Genomic DNA, 16,562 nt, shown 5'->3' with positions numbered 1-16,562 from the left:
TTATCCGTTTTGAATCCGACCGGGCCGCTTCTCACATCGGCATCGGATATTTTCGATGCACCTGCTCGATTTCGGCCAATGCCTCCTCGGGTAGCGTCACGTAAGCGGCAGCCACGTCGGTCTCGAGCTGCGCCATCGTTGTCGCGCCGATGATGACGGAAGTCATGAAGGGCTTGGTGAGACAGTAGGCCAGCGCCAGCTTCGACGGGTCGATACCGTATTTGGCGGCGATTTCGAGATAGGCCTTGACCGGTGGTTCCTGCAGCGGCTGCAGGCGGCCGCCGATATCGAGATTGATCGAGCCGCGCGAGCCTGCCGGACGGGCACCACCGACATATTTGCCACTGAGGATGCCGCCGGCGAGCGGCGAATAGGCGAGCAGGCCCACATCTTCGTGATGCGACAGTTCGGCCAGATCGAGGTCGAAATGGCGATAGAGCAGGTTGTATTCGTTCTGCGTGGTGGCGACGCGGGGCAGACCCTTCTGTTCTGCAATCGTCAGATATTTCTGGATGCCCCAGGTCGTCTCGTTCGACAGGCCGACGGCGCGGATCTTGCCGGCCTTCACCAGTTCGCCCATCGTTTCCAGTATCTCGGTGATCTCGGCTATGACTTTCTCGCGATCCTGGTTGAACGGGTTATAACGCCAGTTCTGACGGAAATGGAAATGGCCGCGGTTCGGCCAGTGAACCTGATAGAGGTCGATGTAATCGGTCTTCAATCGCTTCAGGCTGGCATCAACAGCTGCATTGATATTGGCGGCATCCGGGCCTTGTCCGCCGCGCAGATATTCGCGGCCCGGACCGGCGACCTTGGTGGCGAGCACGACATCCCTACGCTTGCCGCTCTTCTCGAACCATGTGCCGATATATTCTTCAGTGCGGCCTTGCGTCTCTGGCCCCACAGGCGTCGTTGGATACATTTCGGCGGTGTCGAAGAAATTGATGCCCTTCTGGACAGCATAGTCCATCTGCTCATGCGCTTCGGCTTCGCTATTCTGAGTTCCCCAGGTCATCGTGCCCAGGCAAATCTGCGAAACGGAAATATCGGTGCGGCCTAATCTCTTATATTTCATGGGAAAACCTTGGGGATGGGAGAAGGTCAAAATGAATGGGGTCGCGCAAATTTAGGCTCGATCTGAGCGAGCGCAAGAAAAAAATCATTGCGCTTCGCAGGCGCAAAAGCCTGTGGCCGCAGGGCTTGCACTATTGACTCCGCTGTAAACAATGTCATTGGGAAGCAAAACGACCCCCAAAAGGACGCTTTATAATGACTGTTGCTTTCACATTTCCCGGCCAAGGCAGCCAAGCCGTCGGCATGGGCAAGGATCTTGCCGACAATTTCGCCGAGGCGCGTGCCGTGTTCGAGGAAGTCGATGAAGCGCTCGGTGAAAAGCTCTCCGACGTCATCTTTAACGGTCCTGAAGACAAGCTGACGTTGACGGCTAATGCGCAGCCTGCGCTGATGGCGGTGTCTATGGCGGTTATCGGTGTACTGCAAGCGCGCGGTCTGGATCTGAAGAGCAAGGTCGCCTATGTCGCAGGCCACTCGCTCGGCGAATATTCCGCGCTCTGTGCCGCCGGTACCTTCTCGCTTGCCGATACGGCGCGGCTGCTGCGGATCCGCGGCAATGCCATGCAGGCGGCAGTGCCCGTCGGCGTTGGCGCCATGGCGGCGATCATTGGCCTTGAGCATGCCGATGTCGTTGCGGTTTGCGAAGAAGCCTCCGCGCTCGGTGCCTGCCAGATCGCCAATGACAATGGTGGCGGCCAGATCGTTATCTCCGGCGAGAAAGCCCCGGTCGAAAAGGCAGCGGAACTTGCGACCGGCAAGGGCGCCAAGCGCGCTATCCTCTTGCCCGTCTCCGCGCCGTTCCATTCTGCGCTGATGGCGCCGGCTGCCGATGCCATGCGCGAGGCGCTCGCCGGCGTTGCCAAGACCAACCCGGTCGTGCCTGTTATCGCTAATGTGAAGACGGCTCCGGTTACCGACGCCGATGAGATTGCGCAGTTGCTGGTCGAGCAGGTTACCGGCCAGGTGCGCTGGCGCGAGACGGTGGAATGGTTTGCCGCCAACAATGTGACGACATTGTATGAAATCGGCGCCGGCAAGGTGCTGACGGGTCTCGCCCGCCGCATCGACAAATCGGTCAACGGCATCGCCGTCAACAATGCTGCCGATATAGACACGGCGCTTGCCGCATTGCTTGCCTGATACATTCAAGGAACGAGGGACACACATGCTTGATTTGACCGGCCGCAAGGCCCTGGTAACCGGTGCATCCGGTGGCATCGGCGAAGAAATTGCCCGGCTCCTGCACAAGCAGGGCGCCATCGTCGGCCTGCACGGCACGCGCGTCGAAAAGCTCGAGACACTGGCCTCTGAACTCGGCGATCGCGTCAAGATCTTCCCGGCCAACCTGTCGGATCGCGACGAAGTCAAGGCGCTCGGAGCCAAGGCGGAAGAGGAACTCGGCGGCGTCGATATTCTTGTCAACAATGCCGGCATTACCAAGGACGGCCTGTTCGTCCGCATGAGCGACGAGGACTGGGATGCCGTGCTGGAAGTCAATCTGACCGCCGTCTTCCGCCTAACGCGGGAGCTCACGCATCCGATGATGCGCCGTCGTTATGGCCGCATCATCAACATCACTTCGGTCGTCGGCGTGACAGGTAATCCGGGCCAGGCGAACTATTGCGCCTCCAAGGCCGGCATGATCGGCTTTACCAAGTCGCTGGCGCAGGAAATCGCAACGCGTAACGTCACGGTCAACTGCGTTGCCCCCGGCTTTATCGAAAGCGCGATGACGGGCAAGCTGAACGACAAGCAGAAGGAAGCCATCATGGGTGCCATCCCCATGAAGCGCATGGGCACTGGCGCGGAAGTCGCTTCCGCCGTCGCCTATCTTGCATCTTCGGAAGCAAGCTACGTCACGGGTCAGACGATCCACGTCAATGGCGGCATGGCGATGATCTAAAGGAATTGCTGTTGGAGGGTGCTTTCCCGCCAATAGCATGTTGAGCAACCCGGAGCCGGCTATTTTCTGGCTTTGCGACAGACTTAAACCGTGTTAAGCGGGCCATGACTGTGAACAGTCGTCCGGAAAATTCAGGCGGACTGGGCCATATTCAAGGCGCTGGGCCGGATCTCAATGCCGGGTTGAACGGGTTTGCCAGCGGCGTCGGAACAGATGCTGCAGGTTTGAATTAGGGTAGGGATGTCACAAGGCATTCTCATCAGGATATAAGGTCGAGGAAACCGACATGAGCGATATCGCAGAACGCGTAAAGAAAATTGTTGTTGATCATCTTGGCGTTGACGCCGACAAGGTTGTTGAAAGCGCAAGCTTCATCGACGATCTGGGTGCGGACTCGCTCGACACCGTCGAACTGGTCATGGCCTTCGAAGAAGAATTCGGCGTCGAAATTCCGGACGACGCTGCCGACTCGATCCTGACAGTTGGCGACGCGGTAAAGTTCATTGAGAAGGCCCAGGCCTAATCTTTCGTGCTTTTTGACGGGGCGGGCTGAAGAGTCCGCCCTATTTCGTCCGGCGAGGCCGGCCGAAACCCATTTATACGCATATCATCATAAAAAGACGGGGGTCTGCGGGCGATGAGACGTGTCGTTATCACGGGTACCGGCATGGTATCACCTTTGGGCTGTGGCACTGAGGTGTCCTGGACGCGTTTGCTCGCTGGACACAACGGCGCCCGCCTCGTGACCGAATTCGAGGTCGAGGACCTCGCGGCAAAGATTGCCTGCCGCATTCCTGTCGGCGACGGCACCGACGGCACCTTCAACGCCGACGATTGGATGGAGCCGAAGGAGCAGCGCAAGGTCGATCCCTTCATCATCTATGGCATGGCCGCTGCCGACATGGCACTCGCCGACGCCGGCTGGCACCCGGAAACGGACGAGGATCAGATTGCAACCGGCGTCATGATCGGCTCGGGCATCGGCGGCCTCGAAGGTATCGTCGAAGCCGGCTATACGCTTCGCGACAAGGGCCCGCGCCGCATCTCGCCCTTCTTCATTCCCGGGCGTCTCATCAATCTCGTTTCGGGCCAGGTCTCGATCCGCCACAAGCTGCGTGGACCGAACCATGCCGTGGTCACGGCATGTTCGACCGGTGCGCATGCGATCGGCGATGCCGCCCGTCTTATCATGTTCGGCGATGCCGATGTGATGGTTGCCGGCGGCGCCGAGGCCCCTGTCTGCCGCATCTCGCTCGCCGGCTTTGCTGCCTGCAAGGCGCTGTCGACGGACTTCAACGATACGCCGCAGAGGGCTTCGCGCCCCTATGATCGCGACCGCGACGGCTTCGTCATGGGCGAGGGCGCGGGTATCGTCGTGCTCGAAGAGCTGGAACATGCCAAGGCACGCGGCGCCAAGATCTATGCCGAAGTTGTAGGATACGGCCTCTCGGGCGATGCGCACCATATCACTGCTCCATCCGAGGACGGCGAAGGCGCATTACGCTGCATGACATCGGCTCTAAAGCGCGCAGGCCTGACGCCGGCCGATATCGATTACATCAATGCCCACGGCACCTCGACCATGGCCGATACGATCGAGCTCGGGGCCGTCGAACGGCTGGTCGGCAATGCCGCGTCGAAGATTTCCATGTCCTCGACCAAGTCGGCAACTGGCCACCTCCTCGGAGCTGCCGGCGCCATCGAGGCGATCTTCTCAGCGCTCGCCATTCGAGACAATATCGCCCCGCCGACACTCAATCTGGACAATCCGGAACGCGAGACCGCTATCGATCTTGTTCCGCATAAGGCCCGCAAGCGCGAAATCAACGTCGCGCTGTCGAACTCTTTCGGTTTCGGCGGCACGAACGCGTCGCTTGTTCTGCGTCGCTATGAGGCTTAATAACAACGCGTAACTGTAAGAGCGAGGATGCCGTTCGGCAACCTCGCCCGCATCCTTGATTGTTGCTGCGCCTCCGTCTTTTCGCGAATGCGGTGCGGGAACGCCTGATCGGTCGAAGTCGGGGCCTCCGGTTCCGCCTTATCTTCTGAACCTGTTTTTTGCCGCATTGCTTGGCCAAAGAGCAGGCAATCATAAAAGGGAAGGGATTGCCGGTGAGCGATACGAACCAGAGCAACGGAACTCCGAACGGGCAGAAAGGGCCGATCATCCCGAAGTCGGCCAATGAAGCTCTGCGCCCGGAGCGTGTTCCGGACCCGCCGAAGCGTTCACGCAAAGCCCGCAGCCAGATGGTCATCTTCCTGAATTTCTTGATGACGCTGGCGGTTTTTGTTGCTGTTGCTGCGATCGGTGGCGCTTATTACGCGTTTTCGATCTATCAAGGCCCCGGTCCGCTGACGACCAATACGAATTTCATCGTTCGCAATGGTGCCGGTCTCGGCGAAATCGCCAATCGCCTCGAATCCAATAATATCATCACCGATCAGCGCATTTTCCGTTGGCTGACGGCCACCTACCTCCGTGACGGCGAAACTCTTCGGGCCGGCGAATATGAGATCAAGGCCGGCGCCTCCATGAAGGATATCATGGAACTGCTGAAGTCAGGCAAATCGATCCTGTATTCGGTTACTCTGCCGGAAGGGTTGACGGTTCGGCAGATGTTCAACAAGCTGCAGGCCGATACCGTGCTGGAAGGTGATCTGCCGTCGGCGCTGCCGCCGGAAGGAAGTCTGAGGCCCGATACCTATAAGTTCACGCGCGGCACCAAACGCACGGAAATCATTCAGCAGATGGAGGCGGCGCAGACAAAACTGGTCGAACAGATCTGGGAAAAGCGCGACTCCAGCGTGCAGCTGGCGAACAAGCAGGATTTCATCACGCTGGCCTCGATCGTGGAAAAGGAAACCGGTCTTGCCGATGAGCGCGCGCACGTCGCATCCGTCTTCTTGAACCGCCTCGGCAAGGCTATGCGTTTGCAGTCCGACCCCACGGTCATTTATGGCCTGTTCGGCGGCGAGGGGAAGCCGTCCGATCGTCCGATCTATCAGTCCGACCTGAAGAAGGACACGCCTTATAATACCTATCTCATCAAGGGCTTGCCGCCGACGCCGATCGCAAATCCTGGGAAGGACGCGCTGGAGGCTGTTGCCAATCCGTGGAAGACGCAGGACCTTTATTTCGTCGCAGACGGCTCGGGCGGGCATGTCTTTGCCGCAACGCTGGACGAGCATAATGCCAACGTCCGGCGCTGGCGTAAGCTGGTTGCCGAGAAGGGTGAAGACCCGAGCGCCATTGCCGTTGACGGTCAGCCAGATGATGGTGCCGTAGCCCCCGGTTCGGGCACGCAGCAGAAGAAGAAAACCAACTGATCCTTACTGCGCCGCGGCTTGCATAGGAAGCGCGGCGTGGATTCACTTTACATTGATCCCTATTGCGAAGATTTTCGTTGGATGGGGATAGAACTATTGGAGGCTTGCATGGCATTGCAGTCCATGACCGGCTTTGCCCGGCGTGAGGGAACGAGCGGTCGCGGCCGTTGGGCATGGGAGCTGCGCTCGGTAAACGGCAAGGGGTTGGATATCCGCCTGCGCTTGCCGCCAGGCCTGGAGCGCCTTGAGGCCGATGTTCGCATGGCGATTGCAGACCGGCTTACACGCGGCAACCTGCAGGTCAGCCTGTCCCTTTCGATTGAAGAGAGCCGCGTCGAGGTCGTCGTAAATCAGGATGCGTTGGCGGCGGTCCTGGCACTGCGCGATCAGCTGGTCGGTATCGTTGATCCCTCACCGCTGCGACTGGAAAGCTTGATGACCGTGCGCGGGCTGGTCGAGTTCAAGGAAGCTGAGGAAGACGAAGAGGCGGTTGCCGCGCGCGATGCCGACATTATGGCTGGTCTTGAGGCCGCGCTTGGTGATCTCGGCGATATGCGCCGGCAGGAAGGCGGCGCGCTTGGCAGGATCCTGCTCGGCCATGTGGCAACGATCGAGGCACTGACATCAGCGGTCGAGCGCGATCCCTCCCGCTCGCCGCAGGAAATTGCCGCGAGGCTGGCAACGCAGGTTTCAATGCTTCTCGATGCTTCATCGGGCCTCGATCGTGACCGGCTGCATGTCGAAGCTGCCCTGCTTGCCACCAAGGCGGATTTGCGCGAAGAGATCGATCGTCTGAAGGCGCATGTCGCGGCCGCGCGCGATCTCATGTCAAAGGGCGGCCCTGTCGGACGCAAGCTCGATTTTCTTGCACAGGAATTTAACCGGGAATCGAATACTATCTGTTCGAAGTCGAACGCGGCGGCCGTGACAGCCGCCGGAATCGAGCTGAAGGTGGTAATCGACCAGTTCCGCGAACAGGTCCAGAACTTGGAGTAGGCCATGAAGCCGGCGACATCCACATCCATTCCGATAGCGCGCCGGGGGCTGATGCTAGCCATCTCCTCGCCGTCAGGTGCCGGCAAGTCGACGATCGCGCGCACATTGCTCGATAAGGACAAGCAGGTGAGCCTCTCCGTCAGCGTCACGACGCGGCAGCGCAGGCCGAGCGAAATCGAAGGCGTGCACTACCATTTCGTCTCGCAGCGCGAGTTCGAGCGCCTTCGCGATTCCGACTCCCTACTGGAGTGGGCCGAGGTGCACGGCAATTTCTATGGCACCCCGCGCGAGCCCGTGGAGACGGCCATGGCAGAAGGCCGCGACATGCTCTTCGACATCGACTGGCAAGGCGCCCAGCAGTTGCAGGAGAAGATGCCGGCCGATGTCGTCTCCATTTTCGTGCTGCCGCCGACCATGACGGAGCTACAGTCGCGCCTGCATCGCCGCGCCGAGGATTCCGAAGAGGTCATCGCCATGCGCCTTGCCAATTCCCGGGCCGAGATCGCTCACTGGCGCGAATACGACTATGTCATCGTCAATGACGATCTGAACATTGCTTTCGATGCCGTTCAGTCGATCGTCAAGGCCGAGCGCCTGCGCCGCGACCGCCGGCATGGCATGTTCGATTTCGTTCGGGATCTGCTGGAAGAAACGCCGAAGCTGTAAAGTCGATTACAGGCAGTTTGCCAGCCGGCAGAATTCTTCCACCGAAAGCGTTTCGGCGCGGCGTTGCGGGTCGATATCGGCCTTTAGCAGCAGGGCTTCCCCGCCGAGCGGCTTCAGGCTCTGGCGTAGCATCTTGCGGCGCTGGCCGAACGCGGCCTGTGTCACCTTCTCCAGCTTGTCGACTGAGCAAGGAATCGGGTTTTCCCTTGGTGTCAGGTGTACAACCGTCGAGGTCACCTTCGGCGGCGGCGTGAAGGCCTGCGGAGATATGTCGAACGCCATGTGCGCCGATGTTCGCCAGCCGCAGAGTACGCCCAGCCGGCCGTAATGGTCGTCATCCTCCTGCGCCACGATCCGCTGGCCGACTTCCTTCTGGAACATCAGCGTCAGGGACTGCCAGAAAGGCGGCCATTGCGCCGGCAGTAGCCAGTTCACCAAAAGCTGCGTTCCGACATTATAGGGTAGGTTGGCGATGATCTTCACCGGCCCTTGTTGTGAAAGGGCGGCAAAATCCGTCTTCAGCGCATCGCCTTCGATTACCTCGAGCCGGCCCGGATAGTGATCGGCGATTTCGGCTAGTGCCGGTAGACAGCGTGCATCGCGTTCGACGGCGATGACCTTGGCCGCGCCGAGCGCCAGGATGGCGCGCGTCAGACCGCCCGGTCCAGGCCCGACCTCGAAAACGGTGACGCCCTCAAGTGATCCGGCTGTGCGCGCGACCTTCTGGGTTAGATTGAGGTCGAGGAGGAAGTTCTGCCCAAGCGCCTTGCGCGCGTCGAGACCATGGCGCTGAATGACATCGCGGAGGGGCGGTAAGCCATCGAGAGCGGCCATCAGTTATTGTTTCCGGTCTTGCTGCTGATCTCGCTCGCCAGCTTCAGAGCGGCGACAAAGCTGTCTTCCTTGGCAATGCCCTTGCCGGCGATCGCGAAGGCCGTGCCGTGATCGGGGGAGGTACGGACAAAAGGCAGGCCGAGCGTGACATTGACGGAATCGTCAAAGCCGAGTGCCTTGGCCGGAATCAAGGCTTGATCGTGATACATGCAAATGGCGACGTCGTAACGTCGACGGGCATCGTCATGGAACATGGTGTCGGCGGGCAGGGGGCCAAATGCGTCGATGCCCTCGTTGCGAAGCATGTCGATTGCAGGCCGGACGATCTCGTCGTCCTCCTTGCCGAGCGCGCCATTCTCTCCGGCATGTGGATTGAGGCCGGCAACGGCAAGGCGCGGCTTGGAGATGCCGAAGCGGCTGCGCAGATCGTGATCGGTGATCCGGCATGTCTCGGCGATCAAGTCGGTGGTCAGCGCTTCAGGGACCTCTTTCAGCGGGATATGAATGGTAACTGGAATGGCGCGAAGCTTCGGACCGGCAAGAAGCATGACCGGCATGACCGGCTTTCCGGTCGCACGCGTTGCGAGATCCGCCAGGAATTCCGTATGGCCGGGAAAGCCGAAGCCAGCGTCATAGAGCACCGATTTGGCGATCGGGTTGGTGACGACTGCTGATGTCTGGCCGCTCATGCTGAGAGAGACGGCGGTTTCGATGGCGGCAATCGTGCCCTTGGCGGTTGCTACATGCGGTTTACCGGCGACAACATCCATTCCAGCTTCGATCGGCAGCACCGGTAATGCATTATGGAAGATATCGCAGGCATTCGCCGGATCGGCGACTGAAAACGGCACAGTCAGTCCGAGCAGTGAAGCCCGCGCTGCAAGCACGGCGGCATCGCCGAGAAACAGGAAAGGCGGCAGATTCAGCTCACTGCGGCGAAGCCAGGCGGCGAGTGTAATATCGGGACCTATGCCGGCCGGATCCCCCTGCGTGAGGGCAAGGGGGAGGGAGGAGCGCGATGGCATCGTCAAATCAGCGATAGACGATCTGCGCCTTGGAGCGCAGTTCGTCCATGTACTTCTTGTCGTTGGCGCTGACGCCTGCGGCCTTATCTTTGCCGATATCCTCAGCGCGGAAGACGGCAGCCGCGGCAACGTCATCATTCACCTGGCGCTGCGAGCAGATGGCAACATATTCTACGCCACGATCGGTCACGATAGGCGCGGTGGTGTTGCCGGATGCCTTTTCAAGCAGCGGCTTCCACATTTCCGGAACCTCCGGTGCAAGCACGCGGCCGAGATCCTGGACGGAGACATCGCGCATGGTCGCGGCAAAAACTTTCGCCTGGTCGCAGCCCGGGAACTTCGATCGCGATGCTTCGGCTTCTGCCTTGCGCGCATTTAGGATGGCATTCCGCTTTGCCGCCGGGACGACGAAGACGATCTGCTTCAGAAAATACTCCGTCGTGACCGGCTTCGTCTTGTTTTCCGTCATGCGCGTCACGAGATCGTCGTTCGACATGCGGCTTCTTGCGCCGAAGCGTGCATTGACAACGCGCGGCCAACTCATGGAAACGGCGATATAGGATTTAAAATGTTCGACGCCGACGCCCGCTTTTTCGAGAATTTGGCCAAGCTGCGCCGGTGTCATCTTATTGCTGGAAGCGAAGCGTCCGAAAGCGGCATCGACGTCCGTCGTTGAAACGGACATGCGCAGGCGGGAGATCTCCGCGCGCTTCAACGTTTCGTCGACAAGCTGCTCCTTGGCGAGCTTGTTCAGGTCGCCCTTCTGGCGCTGCAACTTGAGGAAGGCGACGCGTTTGGCAATATCGCCGGATGTGATCACCTGGCTATTGACGAGGACCTTCACTTCGCTCGCTGCGAAAGCTACATCGCTGCTCGGCACGGCGAAGCTCGCCATAATCAAGGCCGCTGCTCCAAACACCAGAGCGCGCATCGGTGTCTTTCCAGAAAACATCAATTACCCCTTCCCAAAGGCATTTCCCGCCAGCATTGCGCCGTTTTGGTACGCCCATCGCGCAATACGGCAACTTTGCGCCACATGTCTACATCAAGCGCGATGAATTGCAAAATCCTTGCGGCGAAACAATGACGCCGGAAACGGCAAACCGCATCCATACAAAAGAGCCGGCGGTGAGGCCGGCTCGTTGTAGTTTCGGTTCATATTAGAATGTTGCGTCCTGGACGCTGCCAAGGTTGACATCCCCAAGCGTACGGAAGGTCAGGCGAGCGCCGATCGACCAATTGCTGGCTGAGCTGGCGGTCGAATCCTTCTTGTCGAGGAATGACACGGTGAAGATCGTGCATTCGTCCTCGTAGGAAAGACCAACGCCCTGGCGAGTAATCTCATTGTTATTGAGATCATAGCTGATCGTGCCGAAGACGGACCAATATTCCTTGAACTTGATCTGCGCGCGCGATTGGATTTCATCCTGATTGCTGGTGAAACCATATTGCGGCTGGGCCGCAATGTGCGTGTAGATCAAGGATGTCTGGAACACATCGTTCGAGAAGCCGACGGATGTATCGCCACGCTTGAAGGCGAAATCCTTCTGGTCGAAGCGATAGGATGTCGCGAGCGAGATACCCTGCGGTGTCGTCAGGCCGAACATGGTGACGTAGTCGGAACGGGTCGTTTCAAGCCCCGAATCCGAGCCGACGCCGGCCAGATCGTTTGTCGCAAACGAGTTGCGTCCCGCAAGCTGATAGGACTGTCCGAAGATATGCTGAAGCTTGTAACCGCTGTCGAAGCTGGCCGTATAACGCCACCCGACATTCGCGCGCGTGCCACCCTCGATGCGATCGAAGCCCGAGAACTTGTCACGATCGAAGAGATTGGTGGCGTCGAAAACGAAGCTCTGTGCATCTTCGTTGGGCAACCGGCCGGCAAGCTGCTCGTCCGGCCGCACATAAATCTGCGCAATCGGTTCGAAGACGTGCGTGCTGTTGCTTGTCGTGATCAGGAATGGGTACTTGGCTTCGAGCCCCGCCGTGACCATGCCGCGGGTGGCATAGTCGCTGGTATCGTAATTGCCGGGATAGCTGAACGATGCGCCGAAAGAGTTGGGCGAGTTCATATCCAGACCATAGACGTCGCCGCGCGCCGCCGCCAATGGCGTTAGCACAAGGCCTTCATCGGTCGTAAAGGTACGCTGCCACTGCACCTCGGTGCTCAGGCGTGTATAGTCGCCGGAGAGGCCGAGGAAGCGGTCGTTCAAGTTGGCGTCGCCAAGATTGACGACATTGTCGAGCGCGGATGTCTTCTCGCGCGACAGGTGCGTGAAGTTCATCGTTGCCGACAGCTCGCCGCCGTAAACCGACTTCGGGTCTACATAGTGATAATCGATGCTCGGATAGACATATGCCTGCTGCTTTTGTGCCGTGGCATTATTGTCTGTATCCTGCACGTTATAGTAGAAGGCGCGCATATCGAAGAAATTGCGCTTTCCGATGCCGGTCAGATAGGCTTGGTTCGTATGTGTGCTCTGGTTCAGCCCGTCCAGTCCATAGGTGCGCGAGAAATTATTATCGCTCTGCACCATGACGTCCCAGCCGAAAGTCCAGCGAGGATTGATCCTGAAATCGGCCTTGGAATTGATCATGCCGCGAGTCTTGTTCTCGGCATCAGTCGTCCCGGCCGTAAAGGCGTCCGGCTTCATCTGATTGATGCCGGCAACCCGCAAGACATGCGTGCCGTTCTCGAAACGCTGGCGGAACTCACCCTCGAGCAACAGCCCCTGGTTGCTGAAGCCTGTGGCAGTGACTGTCGCATCCATACTCGGCGAAATGACGTAATAGTAAGGAACTCTTACGCCAACGCCGAGACGCTGCGAAACGCTCACCGACGGGAACAGGAAGCCGGACTTGCGCTTGACCGTATTGTCGGGGACCGTGACCCAAGGAACATAGGCGATCGGCAGGCCGAACAGCTCGAAGCGGGCATGTTCCAGACGGATCGTGTGCGTCACGCCGTTCTGGACGACGCGCTGGGCCTTAACCTGCCACAGCGGCGCACGCCCCTGTTCCGAACAGGCCATGCAGGCGGTGTAAACGCCCTTGGTAAGAATTAACTGATTGCCGCCAACACGCTCGCCTTTTTCGGCGACCATGCGGGTGTTGTCAGGCATTTCGATACGCAGGGCATTCACGAACCCGTCGGAAAAGCTGTCGGTGACGTCCATCTTGTCACCGTACATGCGATTGCCGTCCGGAGTGATCAACTCGACATTGCCGAGCGCCGTCATCCGCCCGGATTTCTGATTATATTCGACCTTCTGGGCGACCATTCTATAGCCGCCATAGTTGATCTGGACCGCACCCGTCGCCGTGACGATCTGCGTATCCTTATTATAGACCAGTTCGTTGGACGAAAGGACTAGCTTTGCGCCTTCCGGCACCTTCACCTTAATAGGGGAGGCCGCAGTGCCGGCACCGCCATTGTTATTGCTGGCATTATTATTGTTGACCTGGGCGTAAGCGACGACCGGGCTCAAAATATATGCACATGCGGCCGTGCCCGTAACCAGGGCAGCCACAAACTTTCTGATACTCTTGCGGTTGCCTGCCGCCACTTAGCCGTCCTCCTGATGAAGCAGGATCGTTGCCCCGAATGCCAATGCGACGATCACGGGTATCCATGTCGCCACATAGGGAGGAACCACTCCGCTGCTCCCGAATGCCTTTACAAGCACGGTGACAACATAAAGCACGAAGCCGGAGAGGATTCCACCCAGAATCACAGAGCGCGATTGATTGAATCTACTGAATTTTAGGGACACGGTTGCCGCGATCAGCGTCATTGCCACCAGAAGGAATGGCTGTGACAGAAGCGAGTAAAACTGTGTCTCAAGTGCGTTGGTCGATATGCCGAAGGAGCGTGCGACCTTTATTCGATTAGAAAGATCATAAAAAGCAATGGTTTCCGGTTGAGCCAAGCGTTGAGAAACGAAATCCTGTTTCAGATTCGTACGAACCTGTACCGAACTCTTATGGTCAGGAATTTCACCAGGCCGCCGCTCGACGACGTTGTTAAGAAGCCAGTAACCATCTTGCAACTTAGCCGAGTCGGCGTCCTGCCGCAGGACGATATTTCCCTGTGAATCAAAGTGGATAAACACCACGCCCGTCAGCGTCGTTCCGTTGTTCAGAATGGCCTTGGCGCCGATGATGGTGTCGTCTTTTCCGCTGGACTGGCGCAACCATGGAACGGAGAGCGTATTGCGATAAGAGGGGTCTCCGCGCAGGTCGGCTTCGATTGTTTCAGCATGTCGCTGACCCCATGCCGCAACCGGATTAAGCGCGAGCATGGTCATGAGACCGACGCAGAAAGCGCCCATCACAAAGGGGGTCATGAATTGCCACACGGAGATGCCGGCCGCGCGCGCGATAACCAGTTCACGGCGGCGGTTGAGGGCGATCAGCACCGTCATGCCGACAAAGAGCGCGATAAATGGAACCGTCTGCTGCAGGATGAACGGCAGTCTGACCGCCGTCATCAGCAAACCGATGGAGACGGTGTATCCGGGCAGTCCGGCAAGACGCCCGGCGTTCTCGCTGAAGTCCACGAGATAGACGATCGAGATGACGCCGAGGAAGAACCAGAACGTCGTTACGATGTAACGCATGAAAAAATAGCGTCCGAGCGTGCCGAAAATCATGCGCCGCCCCCGTTCGAGCTACCCGGCGCGGTCGGCATGCGGTCCTGAACTTTTTGCCGCCAGCTGTTGAAGCGGTTGCGGATAGAGACGGGCACCTTCATCTTCCTGCTTCGCAGCAAGAGGACAATCGCAATGAGCGCTGCGATGATATTGATGGCGTAGAGAACGCCGATGAATTTGGTTGAATGGTCGATCTGATTGGCGGCGTAAAAATCGGCCCAGCGCAGCGCGAAGGATATGCCCAGCGCCGATACCATCGGATGCAGCCGCGCCTCGCGATGTGACCGCGCATCACCCGCAATCACCAGAGATATCAGCGCGAAGATTGCCGGCAGCGCCCAATCGTTGAGCCGGCGATGCAATTCGGCCCGGTAATCGCCAGGTCTTTGCTTGTAGTCCGGATCGTTCGTGTCCGGATTGAAGAGGAAGCCGAGGCTGCGATCGCTGGCTCGCGCATTTGGCTGGCCACGGCTTTGTGTCATGTCCGACAGGTCGAAGGAATAGGAATCGAAGTTGATGACCGAGACGCTGCCGTCGGGTGTTTTACGGTGAACTTCGCCGTCCTTCATGAGGAGCGACGTACCGCTTGGGTCGACCGCCCCTTCCTTCGCATAGTAGATGAGATCGAAGGCGGGATCGCGCGAATCGACCACGAACAATCCCTTGAGGATACGTCCCGACAGACGCTGCGAAATCTGGACGTAAAGCCCATCCTCGATGCGCCGGAAGTTCTTCTCCTCGATCACTGTGGATAGAAGGTCCGCATAGGCTTCGGCCACCATCTGACGGGCGGCAACGCGGGCCCTGGGCTCAACAACGTTATCCACGAAGAACGAAAACACGCTGATCACAATCGCAAGAATCATGATCGGTCGGATGATGATGCTGCGTTTTGCGCCGGCGGCCTCCATGACGGTGAGTTCGGAGTCGCTGTTCATCGCCGTCAAGGTCTGGGTGATGCCGATGACAAGGGCAAAGGGCAGAACGATGGGAATGATTGTCGGCAGGATGAGCGTCGCAAGCTTTGCGAAGGAGCCCATGGACTGACCGCTGTCGGTCACAAGGTTGATGCGCTGCAGAACCTGGGTAGTCCATATAATGGCGAGCACCGGCAGCAGTGCTACCAGGAACATCATACCGACACGCCGTACGATATATGTCTCGAATAACTTCATGCCGGCCCTTAAACGCAACAGCTGCCGGGCGAGCCGACAGAGATTCACCCTCCTCTACGCTGTTTGCGTTTTTTTGGCGACAACCAACTCGAAAAAAATTCGTTAATTTTCCGAGTTTTTTCTGTCGTGTGTCGTTTGAGATAATGCCAGCAGGGCGGCGAATATGACAGGCGAAGAAAGCCAGCCGAGGACGGCATCGGAGAGATAATGCGCGCCAAAAGCTATCCTGAGCGCGGGAATCAGCAGCGAAACCGCCGCGATCGGCAGAGCCGCGGCCGATCGGAACGGCTGCGGTATGATGAGGATCAGGCAAAATAGCCACCCGGCCGCCGCGGCCTCGCCTGAAATGAACGAGCAGTTGCTAACACATTTGCCGGCGAAGGACCCGGCATGCACGAAATCGAGCGTGCCGCCGAAAAGATCGGTCTGCCGTGGCCGCGGGCGTCCCGAAAATGCCTTCAGCCACAGATTGACGATCAGCACAGGACCGATGAGCAGGGAGCCGAGCGCCACCTTGAGATTGCGTGCTCTGCGCGCATTGAAGGTCGCGCCATGATCCTGCCAGCATCGGAGCAGCATCCAGAGCAGCGCGAAGGCGACAACATAGGGCAATTGAAAGAAGATCTCTCTCAGCAGGCGCATGTGCTGATCGCTGCTATAAGGAAAAATGCCACAGATCTGGTCAGATCTGGTCAGGCCTGGTGCTTCCAATGCAAGGCTGCCGTTGGAAGAACGTGTTCGCGACGCCGAGATCGATTTGTGGAAAAAGCGAAAACAGGCCCAGCAAAGCCCACCAGAGACAGAACAGGACAATGAAGGCATCGCCTGCCGTGCGTGGACGCAGAACCTCTGGAAACCGATCTTCGCGGTTGATGCTGTTGAAATCTATGATCAAGGCGGCTTCCCGCGA

General features: G+C 58.6%; 14 protein-coding genes and 1 pseudogene. 7 read left to right on the top strand and 8 right to left on the bottom strand.

Annotated features, from left to right (window positions below):
- Positions 1-31 precede the first annotated feature (31 nt).
- The gene (locus ACYJRZ_RS13555) at positions 32-1,075 is read right to left on the bottom strand and encodes an aldo/keto reductase (RefSeq protein WP_459459445.1); all 1,044 of its coding nucleotides are present in this window, start codon (positions 1,073-1,075) and stop codon (positions 32-34) included.
- Positions 1,076-1,269: 194 nt separating this feature from the next.
- Between ACYJRZ_RS13555 and fabD the strand changes: the two genes are divergently transcribed.
- The 7 genes from fabD to gmk all read left to right on the top strand — a co-directional run bounded on the left by fabD (position 1,270) and on the right by gmk (position 7,966).
- Positions 1,270-2,214: an ACP S-malonyltransferase gene (fabD, locus tag ACYJRZ_RS13550; protein ID WP_459459443.1), complete on the top strand. Its 945-nt coding sequence runs from the start codon at positions 1,270-1,272 to the stop codon at positions 2,212-2,214.
- 25 nt (positions 2,215-2,239) lie between these two features.
- The gene (gene fabG, locus ACYJRZ_RS13545; RefSeq protein WP_015339359.1) at positions 2,240-2,977 is read left to right on the top strand and encodes a 3-oxoacyl-[acyl-carrier-protein] reductase; all 738 of its coding nucleotides are present in this window, start codon (positions 2,240-2,242) and stop codon (positions 2,975-2,977) included.
- 286 nt (positions 2,978-3,263) lie between these two features.
- Positions 3,264-3,500 carry an acyl carrier protein gene (locus ACYJRZ_RS13540; protein ID WP_004122114.1) on the top strand — a complete coding sequence of 79 codons (237 nt, stop codon included), beginning with the start codon at positions 3,264-3,266 and terminating at the stop codon, positions 3,498-3,500.
- 114 nt (positions 3,501-3,614) lie between these two features.
- On the top strand, positions 3,615-4,877 hold the full coding sequence (fabF, locus tag ACYJRZ_RS13535; RefSeq protein ID WP_459459440.1) for a beta-ketoacyl-ACP synthase II: 1,263 nt from the start codon (positions 3,615-3,617) through the stop codon (positions 4,875-4,877).
- 212 nt (positions 4,878-5,089) lie between these two features.
- On the top strand, positions 5,090-6,304 hold the full coding sequence (gene mltG, locus ACYJRZ_RS13530) for an endolytic transglycosylase MltG (protein ID WP_459459438.1): 1,215 nt from the start codon (positions 5,090-5,092) through the stop codon (positions 6,302-6,304).
- A 108-nt stretch (positions 6,305-6,412) separates the two neighbouring features.
- Positions 6,413-7,300 (top strand): YicC/YloC family endoribonuclease, encoded by an 888-nt coding sequence (locus ACYJRZ_RS13525; protein WP_459459436.1) that lies wholly within the window; start codon positions 6,413-6,415, stop codon positions 7,298-7,300.
- 3 nt (positions 7,301-7,303) lie between these two features.
- Complete coding sequence (gene gmk, locus ACYJRZ_RS13520) at positions 7,304-7,966, top strand: guanylate kinase (RefSeq protein ID WP_092710558.1); 663 nt, start codon at positions 7,304-7,306, stop codon at positions 7,964-7,966.
- 6 nt (positions 7,967-7,972) lie between these two features.
- On the opposite strand, the gene rsmA is transcribed toward gmk, so the two are convergent.
- The 7 genes and pseudogenes from rsmA to ACYJRZ_RS13485 form a co-directional block, all read right to left on the bottom strand.
- Positions 7,973-8,800, bottom strand: a complete 828-nt coding sequence (rsmA, locus tag ACYJRZ_RS13515; protein ID WP_459459434.1) for a 16S rRNA (adenine(1518)-N(6)/adenine(1519)-N(6))-dimethyltransferase RsmA — start codon at positions 8,798-8,800, stop codon at positions 7,973-7,975.
- Positions 8,800-9,825: a 4-hydroxythreonine-4-phosphate dehydrogenase PdxA gene (pdxA, locus tag ACYJRZ_RS13510; RefSeq protein WP_459459432.1), complete on the bottom strand. Its 1,026-nt coding sequence runs from the start codon at positions 9,823-9,825 to the stop codon at positions 8,800-8,802. Before pdxA ends, rsmA begins: the two co-directional genes overlap by 1 nt.
- 7 nt (positions 9,826-9,832) lie before the next feature.
- Positions 9,833-10,720 carry a SurA N-terminal domain-containing protein gene (locus tag ACYJRZ_RS13505; RefSeq protein ID WP_459459617.1) on the bottom strand — a complete coding sequence of 296 codons (888 nt, stop codon included), beginning with the start codon at positions 10,718-10,720 and terminating at the stop codon, positions 9,833-9,835.
- 265 nt (positions 10,721-10,985) lie between these two features.
- On the bottom strand, positions 10,986-13,391 hold the full coding sequence (locus ACYJRZ_RS13500) for an LPS-assembly protein LptD (protein ID WP_459459430.1): 2,406 nt from the start codon (positions 13,389-13,391) through the stop codon (positions 10,986-10,988).
- Entirely contained in the window at positions 13,392-14,477 is a 1,086-nt protein-coding gene (gene lptG, locus ACYJRZ_RS13495) for an LPS export ABC transporter permease LptG (protein ID WP_459459428.1), read from the bottom strand.
- Positions 14,474-15,652: an LPS export ABC transporter permease LptF gene (lptF, locus tag ACYJRZ_RS13490; RefSeq protein WP_459459426.1), complete on the bottom strand. Its 1,179-nt coding sequence runs from the start codon at positions 15,650-15,652 to the stop codon at positions 14,474-14,476. The genes lptG and lptF overlap by 4 nt, the downstream gene beginning before the upstream one ends.
- A 102-nt stretch (positions 15,653-15,754) precedes the next feature.
- Positions 15,755-16,547 (bottom strand): annotated as a pseudogene (locus ACYJRZ_RS13485) (phosphatase PAP2 family protein).
- Positions 16,548-16,562 lie beyond the last annotated feature (15 nt).

This window comes from Rhizobium sp. No.120 (assembly GCF_054558365.1).
The sequence above is the reverse complement of the archived record's forward strand: the minus strand, read 5'-3'. Positions and strand labels throughout refer to the sequence as shown.

What these genes read in the sequence shown, in the direction of transcription:
- fabF (WP_459459440.1), top strand. Translation starts at nt 3,615, where the DNA reads ATGAGACGTGTCGTTATCACGGGTACCGGCATGGTATCACCTTTGGGC.
- ACYJRZ_RS13525 (WP_459459436.1), top strand. Translation starts at nt 6,413, where the DNA reads ATGGCATTGCAGTCCATGACCGGCTTTGCCCGGCGTGAGGGAACGAGC.
- gmk (WP_092710558.1), top strand. Translation starts at nt 7,304, where the DNA reads ATGAAGCCGGCGACATCCACATCCATTCCGATAGCGCGCCGGGGGCTG.
- fabD (WP_459459443.1), top strand. Translation starts at nt 1,270, where the DNA reads ATGACTGTTGCTTTCACATTTCCCGGCCAAGGCAGCCAAGCCGTCGGC.
- lptF (WP_459459426.1), bottom strand. Translation starts at nt 15,652, where the DNA reads ATGAAGTTATTCGAGACATATATCGTACGGCGTGTCGGTATGATGTTC.
- ACYJRZ_RS13505 (WP_459459617.1), bottom strand. Translation starts at nt 10,720, where the DNA reads ATGGCGAGCTTCGCCGTGCCGAGCAGCGATGTAGCTTTCGCAGCGAGC.
- lptG (WP_459459428.1), bottom strand. Translation starts at nt 14,477, where the DNA reads ATGATTTTCGGCACGCTCGGACGCTATTTTTTCATGCGTTACATCGTA.
- ACYJRZ_RS13555 (WP_459459445.1), bottom strand. Translation starts at nt 1,075, where the DNA reads ATGAAATATAAGAGATTAGGCCGCACCGATATTTCCGTTTCGCAGATT.
- ACYJRZ_RS13540 (WP_004122114.1), top strand. Translation starts at nt 3,264, where the DNA reads ATGAGCGATATCGCAGAACGCGTAAAGAAAATTGTTGTTGATCATCTT.
- fabG (WP_015339359.1), top strand. Translation starts at nt 2,240, where the DNA reads ATGCTTGATTTGACCGGCCGCAAGGCCCTGGTAACCGGTGCATCCGGT.
- pdxA (WP_459459432.1), bottom strand. Translation starts at nt 9,825, where the DNA reads ATGCCATCGCGCTCCTCCCTCCCCCTTGCCCTCACGCAGGGGGATCCG.
- rsmA (WP_459459434.1), bottom strand. Translation starts at nt 8,800, where the DNA reads ATGGCCGCTCTCGATGGCTTACCGCCCCTCCGCGATGTCATTCAGCGC.